Below are 15,036 nucleotides of genomic sequence, written 5' to 3' on the forward strand. Positions count from 1 at the left end.
CTTGTGCGGGAGAAGCACGACAAAGCCCTCGAATCACATTGATCCGAGGGCTACGTTTACCTGCCGAATTAGCGGGCAGTGTCGGTAAGCGGGTTCTTCACCCAGCTCATCATGTCGCGAAGCTCTGCACCGGTCTTCTCAATCGGGTGCTGTGCAACCTTGTCGCGCAGACCCTCGAGCTCCTTGTTGCCACCCTCAACGTTGGCGACGAGGCGCTTGGTAAAGGTGCCGTCCTGGATATCCTTCAGGATGTCGCGCATACGATCCTTCGCCGAGGCGTCGATGACACGCGGACCAGAGAGGTAACCGCCAAACTCTGCCGTGTCAGACACGGAGTAGTTCATGTTGGCAATGCCGCCTTCGTAGATCAGGTCGACGATCAGCTTCATCTCGTGGAGGCACTCGAAATACGCCATCTCCGGCTCGTAGCCAGCCTCGACCAAGACGTCGAAGCCGGTCATGATCAGGTCCTCGAGGCCACCACAGAGCACTGCCTGCTCACCGAACAGGTCGGTGACAGTCTCGGCCTCGAAGGTGGTCGGGATAACGCCAGCGCGTGCGCCACCGATTGCGGCAGCGTAGGACAGCGCAAGCTCACGGCCGTTGCCCTGCGGATCCTGCTCCACGGCGATCAGGCACGGCACACCCTTGCCGTCGGCGAAGGTGCGACGCACCAGGTGGCCCGGACCCTTCGGGGCAACCATGCCGACGGTGATGTTGTCTGCCGGCTTGATCAGGCCGAAATGGATGTTCAGACCATGCCCGAAGAACAGGGCGTCGCCGTCCTTCAGGTTCGGCTCGATGTCCTCTTCGAAGATCTTGGCCTGGGAGGTATCCGGGGCGAGCAGCATGATCACGTCAGCCCATGCAGCTGCCTCAGCATTCGTCTTCACATCAAAGCCGGCCTCGCGGGCCTTTTCTGCGGACTTGGAGCCGTCGCGAAGGCCAACAACCACCTCGACGCCGGACTCGCGCAGGTTCTGAGCGTGCGCGTGACCCTGGGAGCCGTAGCCGATGATTGCAACCTTCTTGCCCTGGATCAGGGACAGGTCTGCGTCTTGGTCGTAAAGCACTTCAATAGCCATAGTTCTCGCTTCTTTCTTCATTCTGTGAGACGGGCGTTTCACATTATGACACAGCCGCCTCAGTTTGTGGGTGTTTTTAGTCCAATGGAGCCAAAGTTTTAGCGCCACGCGTCAGCGCTACCGTGCCTGATCGGGCAAGCTCGCGGATACCGAACGTATCCATGACGTCCAAAAACGCCTTCAACTTCGGTGACTCACCGGTGGCCTCAATAACAACAGAGTCCACCGCAACATCGATCACGCGCGCTCGGAACAGGTTGGCAGCGTCCACCACCTGCGGACGTGTTTGATTGTCCGCGTTGACCTTGACCAGCAGCAGCTGGCGGCCGACCGTGGTGTCGTCGTCAAGCTGCTGCACCTTAAGCACCTGGATCAGCTTGTAGAGCTGTTTGACGATCTGCTCGACAGAACGCTCCGTTGCATCGACCACCACCGTCAACCGGTTCACGCCCTCTTTCGACGTCTTCGCCGAAACGAGCGAGACCAGGTTGTACCCGCGACGGGTAAACAGGGCGGTAACACGGGTGATAATTCCGTCAACGTCCTCAACCAGCACTGAAAGCGTGTGGCGAGTGATTGCATCTGGTTGTGTCATTGTTAGTTCCCTTCCTGCTCCGCCGCAGCGGTCTCGATGGCCTCGCTGATTGCCTGCGGCGACTCCGCAGCCGACTCCTCATCATCGAAGAACGGGCGCATTCCGCGCGCATACTCAATGTCACTATTCGACGAGCCCGCAGAGATCATCGGCCACACCTGCGCGTCCTCGCCCACGATGAACTCAATGACCACCGGGCGATCGTTGATCTCACGCGCACGTTGGATCGTCGGCAGCACGTCTTCTTCCTTCGACACCCGGAACGCAACCGCGCCGAGCGCCTCCGACAACTGCACAAAGTCCGGAACGTAGGTTTCCCCACCCAACTTCGTGTGAGAGTAATTGCCGTCGTAGAACAGCGTCTGCCACTGACGCACCATGCCCAGGTTGCCGTTATTAATCAGTGCAACCTTGATCGGAAAGCCTTCGAGCGCAGCGGTGGTGATCTCCTGGTTGGTCATCTGGAAACAACCATCGCCGTCGATCGCCCACACCTCTGCATCCGGGTGCGCTGCCTTCGCACCGAGCGCAGCCGGAATGGAAAAGCCCATCGTGCCAGCACCACCAGAGTTGATCCAGTGGCGCGGCGTTTCAAAGTCCACAAACTGCGCAGACCACATCTGGTGCTGGCCCACACCAGAGCAGTAAATTGCGTCCGGCCCGGCGGCCTTGGACAGCGTCTCGATCACAAACTGCGGAGCGAGCGTGCCGTCCTCGTTCTTGTCATAACCGCGCGGGAAACGACGCTTCAGATCCTGCAGACGCTCAATCCACGGCTCAATCGACGGCGCCTTGGCCTTTCCGGATTCCTCAAAGTAATCGGTCAGTTCCGACAGCACACGCTTGGCATCGCCAACGATTGGAACGTCCACCGCGCGGATCTTGCCCACCTCTGCAGGGTCGATGTCAGCGTGAATGACCTTGGCGTGCGGCGCAAACGTATCGGTATCGCCGGTCACGCGGTCGTCGAAACGCGTGCCAACAGCGATGAGCAAGTCGGATTCCTGGAAGGAACCCACTGCCGGTACCGAACCGTGCATACCCGGCATACCCAGGTACAGCGGGTGCGACTGCGGGAACGCTCCGAGCGCCATCAAAGTCGTAGCCACAGGGATCCCGGTCGCCTCAACAAACTCGAGCAGCTGCTTGTTCGCATTCGCCTTCACAACACCGCCACCGATGTAAAGCACCGGACGCTTCGCCTGAGAAATCAGCTTCGCTGCCTGGGCAATCTGACGGTTGTGCGGCTTCGTGTTCGGCTTGTAGCCAGCCAAATCGATCTTCGGCGGCCACTTAAACTCAATCTCCGCGTTCTGCACATCCTTCGGGATGTCCACGAGCACTGGGCCTGGACGGCCGGTCGAGGCAATATGAAACGCCGCCGCAAGCGCGAACGGGATCTGCTCCGGGTCGGTCACCATGAAGTTGTGCTTTGTAATCGGCATCGTGATGCCGCGGATGTCCGCCTCCTGGAACGCATCGGTACCCAAAAGCGACGAGCCAACCTGGCCCGTGATCGCCACCATCGGCACCGAGTCCAGGTAAGCGTCCGCGATCGGTGTTACCAAGTTCGTCGCACCGGGACCAGACGTAGCAATGCAAACGCCGACCCTTCCCGAGGCCACCGCGTATCCCTCTGCTGCATGGCCCGCACCTTGCTCGTGGCGCACCAACACGTGGCGTAGTTTCGTTGCCCGATACAGGGCGTCGTAAAGCGGAAGCACCGCGCCACCCGGAAGGCCGAACACAATTTCCGTGCCAAGCTCCTCCAGGCTGCGAACGACCGCGTCCGCGCCTTTCATCCGCTCCGGTCCATTGCTCTCCGTCGACGGGGATGGTTGTGAACCTGCCACCGTTGCACTCCTTGTGTTCGAATTACCTAAAAATAAAAGCCCCCGGCGAGCGGTGTGCTCTCGAGGGCGCTTGTGTCTGCGGCGTGTAAAACGAACCCGCTACGGCAAGCGCCGCGTGGGTACAATAATTACAAGTCGCTGATTGATCACGTACATGACAATAGTGAGCCAGCCCACCCCTCGCGCATTTTTATTCACAGAAATCACGCGTATCGACGACACCCCGGCGCATCCCGTTACTTCCCCCGGCATCAACATGACTAGCATGCCGGGGTATGACAGCCACACAGGGAACGTCCCCGACCACCCAAAAAGTGTTTAAACCAACCCGTGAGCACATCCTCGCCATCGTGCTCGCAACCGGCATCGCACTCATGGGCATCATGTGGGCGCCGAAATATCTCATTTGGCTCCTTCTTATCCCCATTGTGTGGCTCGCATGGGTACTCTGCTCCTCCACCACAGTGGATAACAAAGGAATTAAAACCCGTTACCTCGTTCGCAAAAATGCCTTTCTTCCTTGGGAAGACCTGGCCGGCATCGCTTTCAAGGGAACTTCCGCACGCGTCGCTGCAAAAAGCGGCACCGAGTATCCCCTGCCTGGCGTAACGTTCAACTCATTGCCCGCGCTCGCCGAGGCATCCGGAGGACGAATTACAGACGTCATTGCATCCGCCGAGCAAGCAGCAGACGGCAAGTACGAAATCATTGATAAAGACGGCGACCGCATCCTGCTTACCCGCGAGGAATACGATGCCTACCTCGCAGAACACCCCGATCTGCCGGGACCTCGCCCGTCCGCGAACGAACCTAAGGAGTAAACCGTGATCCCCCTTCGCTCACGTGTCACCACCGTTGGCCGCCAAGCAGCCGGAGCCCGTGCCCTGTGGCGCGCTACAGGCACCGGCGAGCACGAGTTTGGCAAACCCATCGTTGCCATCGTGAACTCCTACACGCAGTTCGTGCCTGGCCACGTTCACCTGAAACATGTTGGTGACATCGTGGCCGACGCTGTCCGCGCCGCAGGCGGCGTACCCAAGGAGTTCAACACCATCGCGGTCGACGACGGCATCGCCATGGGCCACTCCGGCATGCTGTACTCGTTGCCCTCGCGCGAGATCATCACCGACTCGGTGGAGTACATGGTCAACGCCCACACCGTGGATGCCATGGTGTGTATCTCCAACTGCGACAAGATCACCCCAGGCATGCTCAACGCCGCAATGCGTCTGAACATCCCCGCCGTCTTCGTCTCCGGTGGCCCGATGGAGGCCGGCAAGGCGTTTTCTGTCGGCGGTGTGACTAAGCCGAAGTCCGATCTCATCGACGCCATCGCGCTTTCCGCTAACAACGACGTCAGCGACGACGAGCTCGACAGTATCGCCAACAACGCCTGCCCCACCTGTGGTTCCTGCTCCGGCATGTTCACCGCTAACTCCATGAACTGCCTCACCGAAGCACTTGGCTTGTCACTGCCGGGCAACGGCACCACCCTGGCAACCCACACCGCACGCCGCGAACTCTTCGAGCGCGCTGGCCAGACCATCATGGACCTTTGCGAGCGCTACTACGGCCAGGGCGACGAATCCGTCCTACCCCGCAACGTGGCCAACGTCCATGCATTCCGCAACGCCATGGCGCTCGACATGGCAATGGGTGGTTCCACCAACACCATCCTGCACATCCTGGCCGCAGCCCAAGAAGGTGAAATCGACTTCGACCTGGCAGATATCGACGATCTGTCACACAAGATCCCCTGCCTGTCCAAGGTTGCCCCGAACGGTGAGGCACACGTCGAGGATGTCCATCGCGCAGGTGGCATCCCAGCCATCCTGGGTGAGCTCCACCGCGCTGGATTGCTGCATGATGATGTGCATTCGATCACGTACTCGTCGCTAAGCCAATGGCTCGCAGACTGGGACATCCGCGGCGGAAGCGCTACCGAGGAAGCGCTCGAGCTCTTCCACGCCGCACCGGGCGGTGAGCGCACCACGAAGGCATTCTCACAAAGCGCGCGCTGGGAAAGCCTGGATACGGATGCGAAAAATGGCGTCATCCACGACGTCGAGCACCCGTTTACCTCCGACGGCGGCCTTGTCGTCTTGCGCGGCAACCTAGCCCCGGACGGCGCCATCCTGAAAACCGCAGGCGTCGAAGAAGGCTTATGGGAGTTCACCGGTCCAGCACGCGTCGTCGATTCGCAAGAGCAAGCTGTGTCCATGATCCTCAACCGCGAGGTGCTCGAAGGCGAGGTTGTGGTCATCCGCTACGAGGGCCCAGCAGGTGGACCGGGCATGCAGGAAATGCTCCACCCGACGTCATTCCTCAAAGGCGCTGGCCTGGGCAAGAAGTGCGCACTGATCACCGACGGTCGCTTCTCCGGAGGCACCTCCGGTCTGTCCATTGGCCACATCTCCCCCGAAGCTGCCGCAGGCGGCCTGATCGGCCTCATCGAAAACGGCGACACCATCGCCATCTCCGTGTCCAACCGCGAACTGAAGCTGGATGTGCCGGAAGCAGAGTTGGAAAAGCGCCGTGAAGCTATGGAAGCCTCCGACAACCCCTGGACACCGAACCGTGTCCGCGAGGTTTCGAAGGCTTTGCGTGCATACGCCAAGATGGCAACCAGCGCCGACAAGGGCGCCGTCCGCCAAGTGGACTAAACGCAGCGTGCGTGTGGTTTAGGCAAACGGGTTAATCCCGGTGCCGAACCACCACGCCGCACCTGCTGCGGCAAGACCCACAATGGCGCAGATCCAGGACGATGCCAGCGGACGCTTCGCCCAACCGCGCGAGGCGTCGATACCGTAGCGGCCTGGGCCTGTGAACTGCACTGCGAGAGACACTGCCAGCAGCATGACCGGCACCCACGTTTCCGGCGTCCAGGCGAAGACGTTGAAGCCGTCCGTCTGACCGTTGAATGCGTGCAGCGCCAAAAAGCCGGTGACGGCGATCGCCACAGCTGCCGCAATCGGTCCGAGCAGACCAAGGACCAAGAACACGCCGGCCGTGAGTTCGAGGGTGGGAACAACAACAGCCAGGCCGTTGCCGTACGGGTAGTTGGCGAATGCATTTTCTAGGCCGGCGATACCGTCGTTGCCGCCGAGTCGGAAGAACACTGCGACGGAATCAATAATCAGGTACGCGCCGAGGAACAGACGCAGCAGCAGCAAGCCGAAATCAGTCGTGCCACGGCGGGCGTCTTCCTCCTCTACTGCAACCGGTGCCGGATCCACCGCAACCGGCTCGACCGGCTCCTCCGCATAGGTTGCGGGGGCTGCCGGTGCGATGGTTTCAGATTCACGGATGAACGCGGATGTCACCGGTGCCGGGTCGGATGAGTATGCAGACGCCGAGGGGACCGCAGTAGAGCCTGCGGACGGCGCAGAGGCTTGTGCTGCCTTATCGGCACTCAGGCGCACCTCGTCGCCCGTCTGGGAAGTCTGCGGAAAAATCTCCGTCGCAGCATCCCCCTTGTATTCTGGCACGTCAGCGACGTTTTCCAGGTTGTTCAGATCGTCGGGTGTGAGATCGCGTGGATTTTTAGCCATGGCCTACAACTTAGGCGAAAACTTCGCTGTGATTTGTCAACTCGCCGGGGTGCGCTGCACCGATGTCAACAAACCTAGTTAGCCAAGCCCGTGTAATGGTGTTACCCTGCTACGCGCTCTAAATCTTTTACGCAAATTTATATAAGGATTGTTTATCGATGAGTAAAACGCTCAAAGTCGCCCTCGCGCTCGTGGGCCTGACTGTCGGCGCTGGTTTTGCCTCCGGGCAGGAAGTCATCCAATACTTCCTTGCCTTTGGCTACAAGGGCATCATCGGCGCCGCCATCGCAGGTGCCGCGATCGCAATTTTCAGTGGTTGGGTCTACCAGCTCGGTTCCTACTACATGGCCGATGACCACAGTGCCGTGTTCAAGAGTGTCTCGCGTCCGTGGATTGCTAAATACATGGACATCACCACCGTGTTCACGCTGTTCTGCATCGGCTTCGTCATGGTCGCCGGTGCTGGCGCGAACCTCGAGCAACAATTCGGCCTGCCAACTTGGGCCGGATCGACCATCATGGTTGTGCTGCTGCTCCTGTCCGGTCTTCTTGACATCGACAGGCTCACGAACGTTTTCTCCTTCATCACGCCGCTGCTGATCATCTGCCTGCTCGCCGCGTTTGTGATCACACTGACGAACATCCCGTCCGACTTCGGATACATCAACGAGATTGCACAGCAGAACCAAAGCGCATCAGGCACGTTTGGTAACTGGCTGATCACCGCGTTGAACTACGCAACCCTGGTCATGATCATGGACGTTTCCATGATGCTCGTCTTTGCTGGCTCCCACATGAACCCTGCACAGGCCGGTAAGGGTGGCCTGCTGGGCGGCATTATGTTCGCTGTCTTGCTGCTGATCCTCACGTTCATTCTGTTCTGCAACATGGCAGACGTGATGGACGCAGACATGCCGCTACTGATGGTCTTCGACAACATGCACCCGGCAGTGGGCGTGTTCGTCTCCATTGTCATCTACCTGATGATTTACAACACCGCCGTCGGCATGTTCTACGCCAGCGGTCGTCGCCTCAGCCACGACAAGCCGGGCAAGTTCCGCCCGTACTACTTCGCGGCGGTTCTCGTCGGCTACGCCCTGTCCTTCATTGGCTTCGCTGACCTGCTTGGTTGGGTTTACCCGGTTCTGGGCTACCTCGGTCTTGCCCTTGGCATTGCTATGGGTGTGGCTTGGTTCCGCGACCGCAAGAACATCCAGGAGGAGACGGGACGCCGCGAGCGTCTTGCAGAGCTTGCCGAGACCGCGCTCGATCCGGAAGGCGAGCCGCTGACCCGCGCCGAGCGCAACGAAGTCGACGAGCTCACCGGCGATTCCCACATGGGCGGCCAAGACCTGTGGCAGTCCGTCCAGGAAGAGGTTGCTGCGGATCTGCACGCGGACTCTTCCAGCGAATTCGATATCGCGGACGTGCCTGCGCTCGATCCGGAGTCTGAGTCCTACGAGGGCGCACCCGATACCCCGGGCGACGAAATCCACTGGAAGTCCTACGAGGAGATGTACAAGACTGGCGAGTTCCCGGCCGTCAAGCCTCAAAACAAGTAGCACTGCTTGACGACGACTCCCCCGCCCCGGCCATCCACCACACTGGCCGGGGCTTTCGCGTTTCGCGGTTACATCTCCCAGGGATTAACTAGCTCAACGCCCATCGACTCAAAGCCAGGGGTATTCCGTGTCGCAACGATAAGGCTATGTACTTGAGCGGTAGCAGCGATAAAAGAATCCGCAGTCGCTTTCGGGTCTGGGACGTGCATCGCAGCCGCCACAGAGGCTACGTCCTCATCAAAAGGAAGAATGCGCCCTTTGAATTGAACTTTAACTTGACCATTGAACCAGTCGCGCAACCTTTCAGCCTGCACTGGATCCGTACGTTGCTTGAGCAGAATTCCTCTTTCGATCTCAAAAACTGAGATGGAAGAGATGTATACGTTTCCCTCTGCCAGGTTGTCGGCCCAACTCGCCACTCGAGGATTCACTCGGCCGGGCGGCTTCCGCAGCTCACTAATAACGTTGGTATCGAATAAATACCTCACAGGTCGAGACTCCGCACTTTAAATTCAGCTCGCGGAGGGTCGAATTCTATATCTTCATCCTTCATTTGAACTGCTTTCACCCACCCAGTTTCTGACGATGAGAGCCGACGATAGTCGTCGATCGACAGCAGAACGTGTGACGGCTCCCCACGATCAGTAATGATCACAGGGTGATCCAGCGCGGCGCGCTTCGCGGCACTGACATCCCGATTGAATTCTCTGGCGGAAATAGCGGTCATAACACACCTCCCTGCAGGTACGTACCTACAGGATATGCATTGTTACCATTACCTACAACCCACCAAAGAAGAACCAGCCGGCCCCGTACGTAAGTCGGGGCCGGCTGTGTGGTGCTTCGCTGAAGGTTACTCGGCGAGCTTCTTGGCGATGAGCTGGTTGACCTGGCCCGGGTCTGCCTTACCCTGGGTGGCCTTCATCACGGCGCCGACAATTGCGCCGGTGACCTTCTTGTTGCCTGCGCGGTACTTCTCCACGATGTCCGGGTTGGCAGCAAGTGCGTCGTCGACAGCCTTTTCAATGGCGCCGTCGTCGCGCACAACCTCAAGACCACGCTTTGCGACGACCTCATCAACGTTGCCGTCCCCCTCAATCACACCGTCGATCGCCTGGCGGCCGAGCTTGGTGGTCAGCTTGCCCTCCTTGACCAACGCAACCACGCGTGCGACGTCGTTCGGGGTAACGCCAAGCGCGTCCAGGTCTTTGCCTGCTTCATTGGCCTTGCCCGCGATGTAGGACACCCACCAGGAACGAGCCTCGTCCGGGGTCGTGCCAGCTTCCACTGTGTCCACGATGAGATCCAGCGCACCAGCGTTGACCAGATCACGGAATTCCTTCTCCGGCAGCTGCCACTCCTCCTGGATGCGAGCGCGGCGCACCCACGGCAACTCGGGCAGGGTCGCACGGATTTCCTCAACCCACTCCGGCTTCGCGATCACCGGCGGCAGGTCCGGGTCGTTGAAGTAGCGGTAGTCGGATGCCTCTTCCTTCGGACGTCCCTTCGAGGTGGAGCCGTCCTTCTCCTGGTAGTGGCGGGTCTCCTGGACGATCTCCTCGCCGTTTTCCAACGCGGCAGCCTGGCGCTGCATCTCAAAGCGCACGGCCTGCTCGACCGACTTCAGGGAGTTGATGTTCTTGGTCTCGGTGCGGGTGCCGAACTCTTCCTGGCCGACTGGGCGCAGGGACACGTTGGCGTCACAACGCATGCTGCCCTGGTCCATACGAGCGTCGGAAACACCGAGCGCCTTGACCAGTTCGCGCAGAGCACCGACGTATGCCTTCGCCACCTCCGGGGCGCGCTCGCCAGCGCCGATGATCGGCTTGGTCACGATCTCGATCAGCGGCACGCCTGCACGGTTGCAGTCCACAAGCGAAGCGGTAGCACCGGTAATACGACCGGAAGCGGAGCCCAGGTGGGTGAGCTTGCCGGTGTCCTCCTCCATGTGTGCGCGTTCGATTTCCACACGCCACTCGGTGCCGTCCTCGAGCACGACGTCCAGGTAGCCGTCGTACGCAATCGGCTCGTCATACTGGGAGATCTGGTAGTTCTTCGGCTGGTCCGGGTAGAAGTAGTTCTTACGCGCGAAGCGGGATGACTCCGCAATCTTGCAGTTCAGCGCCAGGCCGATCTTGATTGCCCACTCCACACCCTTGGCGTTGACCACCGGCAGTGCGCCCGGCAGGCCGAGCGAAACCGGGTCAACGTTGGAGTTCGGCTCCGCACCGAAGTGGGCAGAGGCCGTGGAGAACATCTTCGTCTCAGTAGCGAGCTCGACGTGCACCTCAAGCCCCATAACCGGGTCGTACTTTTCCAGTACCTCGTCGTAATCCATCAGATCGTAGGCAGTCATGCCGGCCATTCTACTGCCCTACCCGATTCGCTCGCGCTACAGCTCGCCGTGGCGACACGTACCTAAAATAAAAACTTCCCTCAGACGGAAAGGCACTAACGATGACGAACGCATTGCTTGCCCAAATGGCGAGTGCTTATGCGGCCTGGATGCCCAGCCAGCTGCGCGACTGGTACTCGGAGGAAGAACGTTTCTACCTCGCGACGGAGGAGATGCGCCCGCAAGCAGAGCATGTGGCTAACGACGAGTTCGGCGCCGGATTCCGCGATCACCTCAACAGCATCGGCGGGCCGACCGTAGAGGACCCGCTTGCGTGGGCGAACCGGCACGTTGAGTTCACTGATGGTCACTGGTGCGTCGCCGGCATCCGCTTTTTGGGGCTGGATCCCAAGAAGCCGTTTGTGCATGTCGTCGCTACGTCCGTATCACCGCAGTACGACGGGTTAGCACCGTATGCAGCACAGTTGCACCGCGAGTTCGCTGATTTTGTGCCGGTTGCAATCCGGTTCGAATTGCCCAACCCGCCGGAGAGCGCCGATGTGGATCAGTGGATCGTTGCTGGCCTCGTCTCCGAGCTGCGTGCTAGTCCACGCCGTCCGCAGAGCCACCTGGTGCGTCTCGTTCCAGCAGCCCCCGAGGAGATGACGGGTTACGCAGATGAGGTGCTGGGCAACGTCGTGAAGCAAACGCCCGACGTGGCGACCTGGACCGAAGCAGCGACATTGCCGCAGTTGCAAAGTTGCGCAGAAACAGGCGCACTGTACGCAGTGGAAGTTGGAGGCCAACGCGCCGGCGTTATCGCCGCAGCGCGCGACGACGCCAACGGGATGCGCGGGTTTCAGGTCTACGAGTTTCTTCTCGACGACCACGCGCGCGGCCGCGGCCTCGCCCCCGCCGCCATGCAGCACCTGTGCGACGTTCTTCCCGCGCACCCCGGCGACACGTTGTGGGGAACGATTCATGCGGGCAATGGGCCGTCGCTAGGCAATGCGCTCGCTGTCGGGCGTAAAAAGATCGCCGCGTTCGTGTGGGTGGCACGTCGCGGCGACTTGTAGTGGATGGCCCTAGACCACCATGGGTTCTGCGGCAGGCGCTGCTGGGTTCTCGGCACGCTTCGCGCGGTCATCGCGAAGACGCATGACCATGGCGAAGATCCCGCCGGACAGGGTGTGCCAGACCGAGAAGATGACACCCGGCAGCGCGGCAAGCGGGGTCATGTACTGCACAGCGAGCGTGGCGGCGAGGCCAGAATTTTGCATGCCGACTTCCACCGCGATGGTGCGCGAGGCCGATTCGGTTTGCTTCGTCCCCTTGCCGGTGAAGTAGCCAAGCGCGTAGCCGAGCAGGTTGTGGATCATCACAGCTACCAAGACAAGCAGACCCGCTTCGACGATCTTGTCCCGTGAACCCGAGACGATGATCGCGACGATCGCCCCAATGGCGACGACAGAAATCCACGGAAGCGCCGGCAAGATCGCTTGGGCGATCTTCGGTAGGAAGAACGTAATCGCGAGGCCGAGCAGGACCGGAAGCAGCACCATCTTGACTGTGGAGATCGCCATCGAACCAGCGCTCACAGGGAGGTATTGCCCCGCCAACCACAGGGTGAGCAGTGGCGTGAAAATCGGCGCGAGCAGCGTGGACACCGTGGTCATCGCAACCGACAGCGCCACATCACCGCGGGAGAGGTACGTAACCACATTGGAGGTCGTGCCACCCGGGGCGCAGCCGACAAGGATGACGCCTGCGGCGATCTCCGGCGGCAGTTTCAGCAGCCACGTAATGAGCACCGCCAGTACCGGCATGATGACAAACTGCGCGATCACTCCGATCAGCACAGGCGTCGGGCGCTTCGCGATGATCGCAAAACCAGCAACCTTCAACGTCAATCCCATACCGAACATGACCACGCCCAGAAGCCAGGTTGTCCACCCGGTAATCGGCGCAACAACAGACGGGGTGAAATATCCGATGCAGCCGCCGACAACGACGAGGATCGGGAAGACAACAGAGGCGATCAGGGCCGAACGATCTTCGGCGGTGGTCGCCCCACCACTCGATTGACTCATAGCGTGAGATTATACTCTCACATTATGGACTCTCGGGGCGGTTTTGGAGATTGCGTTAGGAAACCCCAGCGTGGCTTAGGTGAACATCGCCTTTGCGGTGGCGTAGCGGCGCCCGGGCACCGTCTTGAGCTTTGCCACGGCTTCCTCGAGCGCAACAAGTTCAATGTCTTCGCCACGAAGAGCCACACAGCTGCCGAAGTTGCTGTCGTGGGCTGCACGGGTGGCGTGCACACCGTCGCAAGTAGCCAAGCACTGTGGTACGCACGTCGTAGCCCAGGCGCTTCTTCATCTCGTCGCCAAGGCCAGCGTCCATCGTGCCTTCCTTCGGCACCGCACCTTCGGCGACGACGATGATGCCGTACTTCTCCCCCATTTGGAAGCGACGCTCCATCGCTTTGCAGATCTCTGCAATATCGAACGGCTCCTCGGGGATCACGGTGTAGTGCGCACCACCTGTCGTGCTCGCGATACAGCTCGCCCCGCCTCTGCACCCACACAAATGCCGCCGTCTTCTCGCGGTCAACAGCGAGCGCATTGCCTATCGACGGCCCATTGCCCACGTGCACTGTCCCCCACAAAGTGTCGCCGGTTTGGGCCTGCAGGACGTCGCAAAGCAGCTGCTCCAGGGCCGCGGCCTCCGTCCAGGTGCACACTTCGGGCCGTTGCCTGAGGCTGAACGTGCCATCATTCGCGAGCGACAGGCCGAAGGTATTTCCAGAGCCAAAGCCCGCGGTGTCTACAAAGGTCGGGCAGGCAAAAGCTCTCCGCGACAAACAGCTAGCTCAGGCGCGCAAGTGGGTGAGTGAGGGGATAACGAAAGCCGAAGTTGCCCGACGGCTCAATGCAGGAAGAACCACCCTCCGTTAATACTTTTCTTCCAATGGAGAGACTTGGAAATTTAATGACACCCTTGGCGCGGACATTCGCACTGATCCCACCTTGTTGCCATAATGGAAAGCGGTTACACTGTAGGCAACTTGAAGGAAGGATCGCCAAAATGACTGCAGGTCGCTTCACCGACAGAGCCCAAGCCAGCCGATCAGCATCGCCTCAAAAGGTCTCCAAAAAAGAGGGGTACTGGATCTTGTTGATGTCGGGATTGACATTTCTCTTCGTGAGCATCCACCTAATCTCGCAGACCTCTTCCTCCGTATGGCTGTCCGTAGCTTACGTACTATCCCCTTTCCTCTATCTCCTGTCGACCCTTGCCGTTGCGGTGGGGATCAGAGAAACAAGGAAGGTTCAACCCTACGGATGGAAAAGGGCTTACGTGGCCGCCACTCTCCTATCGATTGCCGTTGTCGTGATCGGCGAATGGAGCTGGGCAAACACGAGCGGAGACGCGAATCCCCCGGCAGTGGCTTTTCTAATTGCTGCGCTGACGGCCATCCCGTTTGCGGGGCTTGGCGCCTGGAAAGTTAAGTCGGGTAGCTAGTGGAGATCAGTCAAGCCTTGGAGGGGATCGACCCCCTCCTTCATTCGCCCAACAGGCTGGGGGTAATGGCGTGCCTAGCGTCGGTAGATTCTGCTACATACCAGACGCTAAAAGAACACCTAGACCTCAGCTATCCTACCTTGTCAAAAAGTATTAGCGCTCTCGAAGACGCGGGAATGGTCAGCGTTGCGAAGGGATTTGTAGGAAAGAAGTCCACAACTGACCTCTCCCTGACTAGGAAAGGTCGCCAATCGTATTCCTCATATCTCGCATGCCTTGACCGTATAGTTATGGGCTTTTCCGCACACACAGAATAGTTGAGAGAAGAGACCATCTTTAACCGTGAATGGGATGGAAGTGCCCTAAAACTCAAGAGCACTACTCATCGAATCGGAAGATCCAACAATCCCCGTCCCACTAGGTTTATGCTCCTCCGCCGACATCCTCGCAATTTCTTCAACCCAAGACCGAGAGGGAAGGACAGATGTGCCGATAGCGCAACATTTCGCTCTCGCGGTAGTCAAGTCCCG

14 protein-coding genes and 1 pseudogene are annotated in these 15,036 nt (G+C 59.6%); 6 read left to right on the plus strand and 9 right to left on the minus strand.

Features of this window, described 5'->3' with window-relative positions; all coding sequences use genetic code 11:
* Nucleotides 1–68: 68 nt before the first annotated feature.
* Genes ilvC through HMPREF3048_RS07605 form a run of 3 tightly spaced genes read right to left on the minus strand, consistent with a single transcriptional unit; the run spans nucleotide 69 to nucleotide 3,482 of the window.
* Nucleotides 69–1,106: a ketol-acid reductoisomerase gene (ilvC, locus tag HMPREF3048_RS07595; protein ID WP_083279502.1), complete on the minus strand. Its 1,038-nt coding sequence runs from the start codon at nucleotides 1,104–1,106 to the stop codon at nucleotides 69–71.
* Nucleotides 1,107–1,161: 55 nt separating this feature from the next.
* Nucleotides 1,162–1,680, minus strand: coding sequence for an acetolactate synthase small subunit (gene ilvN / locus HMPREF3048_RS07600; protein ID WP_070422976.1), 519 nt, complete (start codon nucleotides 1,678–1,680; stop codon nucleotides 1,162–1,164).
* Nucleotides 1,681–1,682: 2 nt separating this feature from the next.
* Complete coding sequence (locus tag HMPREF3048_RS07605) at nucleotides 1,683–3,482, minus strand: acetolactate synthase large subunit (protein WP_070484259.1); 1,800 nt, start codon at nucleotides 3,480–3,482, stop codon at nucleotides 1,683–1,685.
* Nucleotides 3,483–3,808: 326 nt separating this feature from the next.
* Here HMPREF3048_RS07605 and HMPREF3048_RS07610 point away from each other — a divergent pair, with 326 nt between their 5' ends.
* A complete protein-coding gene (locus tag HMPREF3048_RS07610) occupies nucleotides 3,809–4,354 on the plus strand; it encodes a PH domain-containing protein (RefSeq protein WP_070771753.1) in 546 nt (181 codons plus the stop codon).
* A 3-nt stretch (nucleotides 4,355–4,357) separates the two neighbouring features.
* Nucleotides 4,358–6,196, plus strand: coding sequence for a dihydroxy-acid dehydratase (ilvD, locus tag HMPREF3048_RS07615; RefSeq protein WP_070771754.1), 1,839 nt, complete (start codon nucleotides 4,358–4,360; stop codon nucleotides 6,194–6,196).
* 18 nt (nucleotides 6,197–6,214) lie between these two features.
* Here the strand turns inward: ilvD and HMPREF3048_RS07620 are convergent, their stop codons facing one another.
* The gene (locus tag HMPREF3048_RS07620; RefSeq protein WP_070452316.1) at nucleotides 6,215–7,084 is read right to left on the minus strand and encodes a DoxX family protein; all 870 of its coding nucleotides are present in this window, start codon (nucleotides 7,082–7,084) and stop codon (nucleotides 6,215–6,217) included.
* 158 nt (nucleotides 7,085–7,242) lie between these two features.
* On the opposite strand from HMPREF3048_RS07620, the gene HMPREF3048_RS07625 reads away from it, so the two are divergent.
* The gene (locus HMPREF3048_RS07625; RefSeq protein WP_070422981.1) at nucleotides 7,243–8,646 is read left to right on the plus strand and encodes a YkvI family membrane protein; all 1,404 of its coding nucleotides are present in this window, start codon (nucleotides 7,243–7,245) and stop codon (nucleotides 8,644–8,646) included.
* A 68-nt stretch (nucleotides 8,647–8,714) separates the two neighbouring features.
* On the opposite strand, the gene HMPREF3048_RS07630 is transcribed toward HMPREF3048_RS07625, so the two are convergent.
* From HMPREF3048_RS07630 to gatB, 3 genes are all read right to left on the minus strand, one after another.
* On the minus strand, nucleotides 8,715–9,134 hold the full coding sequence (locus HMPREF3048_RS07630; protein ID WP_070422982.1) for a type II toxin-antitoxin system VapC family toxin: 420 nt from the start codon (nucleotides 9,132–9,134) through the stop codon (nucleotides 8,715–8,717).
* Nucleotides 9,131–9,373, minus strand: coding sequence for a type II toxin-antitoxin system Phd/YefM family antitoxin (locus HMPREF3048_RS07635; RefSeq protein WP_070422983.1), 243 nt, complete (start codon nucleotides 9,371–9,373; stop codon nucleotides 9,131–9,133). Before HMPREF3048_RS07635 ends, HMPREF3048_RS07630 begins: the two co-directional genes overlap by 4 nt.
* A 126-nt stretch (nucleotides 9,374–9,499) precedes the next feature.
* Nucleotides 9,500–11,002 carry an Asp-tRNA(Asn)/Glu-tRNA(Gln) amidotransferase subunit GatB gene (gene gatB, locus HMPREF3048_RS07640; RefSeq protein WP_070484358.1) on the minus strand — a complete coding sequence of 501 codons (1,503 nt, stop codon included), beginning with the start codon at nucleotides 11,000–11,002 and terminating at the stop codon, nucleotides 9,500–9,502.
* Between the two features lie 101 nt (nucleotides 11,003–11,103).
* Here gatB and HMPREF3048_RS07645 point away from each other — a divergent pair, with 101 nt between their 5' ends.
* Nucleotides 11,104–12,057: a GNAT family N-acetyltransferase gene (locus HMPREF3048_RS07645; protein ID WP_070771755.1), complete on the plus strand. Its 954-nt coding sequence runs from the start codon at nucleotides 11,104–11,106 to the stop codon at nucleotides 12,055–12,057.
* A 9-nt stretch (nucleotides 12,058–12,066) separates the two neighbouring features.
* Here HMPREF3048_RS07645 and HMPREF3048_RS07650 read toward each other — a convergent pair whose 3' ends face one another.
* Nucleotides 12,067–13,071 (minus strand): bile acid:sodium symporter family protein, encoded by a 1,005-nt coding sequence (locus HMPREF3048_RS07650; RefSeq protein WP_070771756.1) that lies wholly within the window; start codon nucleotides 13,069–13,071, stop codon nucleotides 12,067–12,069.
* Nucleotides 13,072–13,146: 75 nt separating this feature from the next.
* A pseudogene (locus HMPREF3048_RS07655) lies at nucleotides 13,147–13,537 on the minus strand (6-phosphofructokinase); the annotation flags it as partial.
* Nucleotides 13,538–14,068: 531 nt separating this feature from the next.
* Between HMPREF3048_RS07655 and HMPREF3048_RS07660 the strand changes: the two are divergent.
* Nucleotides 14,069–14,506: a hypothetical protein gene (locus HMPREF3048_RS07660; protein WP_070452306.1), complete on the plus strand. Its 438-nt coding sequence runs from the start codon at nucleotides 14,069–14,071 to the stop codon at nucleotides 14,504–14,506.
* A complete protein-coding gene (locus tag HMPREF3048_RS07665; protein WP_070771757.1) occupies nucleotides 14,506–14,823 on the plus strand; it encodes a transcriptional regulator in 318 nt (105 codons plus the stop codon). Before HMPREF3048_RS07660 ends, HMPREF3048_RS07665 begins: the two co-directional genes overlap by 1 nt.
* Nucleotides 14,824–15,036: the final 213 nt, after the last annotated feature.

This window comes from Corynebacterium sp. HMSC075D04 (assembly GCF_001815635.1).
Lineage (GTDB): Bacteria > Actinomycetota > Actinomycetes > Mycobacteriales > Mycobacteriaceae > Corynebacterium > Corynebacterium coyleae.

Bases quoted from the DNA above. Each gene is read 5' to 3' on its own strand.
- HMPREF3048_RS07625 (WP_070422981.1), top strand. From the start codon at position 7,243: ATGAGTAAAACGCTCAAAGTCGCCCTCGCGCTCGTGGGCCTGACTGTC.
- HMPREF3048_RS07645 (WP_070771755.1), top strand. From the start codon at position 11,104: ATGACGAACGCATTGCTTGCCCAAATGGCGAGTGCTTATGCGGCCTGG.
- HMPREF3048_RS07620 (WP_070452316.1), bottom strand. From the start codon at position 7,084: ATGGCTAAAAATCCACGCGATCTCACACCCGACGATCTGAACAACCTG.
- HMPREF3048_RS07635 (WP_070422983.1), bottom strand. From the start codon at position 9,373: ATGACCGCTATTTCCGCCAGAGAATTCAATCGGGATGTCAGTGCCGCG.
- ilvC (WP_083279502.1), bottom strand. From the start codon at position 1,106: ATGAAGAAAGAAGCGAGAACTATGGCTATTGAAGTGCTTTACGACCAA.
- HMPREF3048_RS07650 (WP_070771756.1), bottom strand. From the start codon at position 13,071: ATGAGTCAATCGAGTGGTGGGGCGACCACCGCCGAAGATCGTTCGGCC.
- gatB (WP_070484358.1), bottom strand. From the start codon at position 11,002: ATGACTGCCTACGATCTGATGGATTACGACGAGGTACTGGAAAAGTAC.
- ilvN (WP_070422976.1), bottom strand. From the start codon at position 1,680: ATGACACAACCAGATGCAATCACTCGCCACACGCTTTCAGTGCTGGTT.
- HMPREF3048_RS07605 (WP_070484259.1), bottom strand. From the start codon at position 3,482: ATGAAAGGCGCGGACGCGGTCGTTCGCAGCCTGGAGGAGCTTGGCACG.
- HMPREF3048_RS07610 (WP_070771753.1), top strand. From the start codon at position 3,809: ATGACAGCCACACAGGGAACGTCCCCGACCACCCAAAAAGTGTTTAAA.
- HMPREF3048_RS07660 (WP_070452306.1), top strand. From the start codon at position 14,069: ATGACTGCAGGTCGCTTCACCGACAGAGCCCAAGCCAGCCGATCAGCA.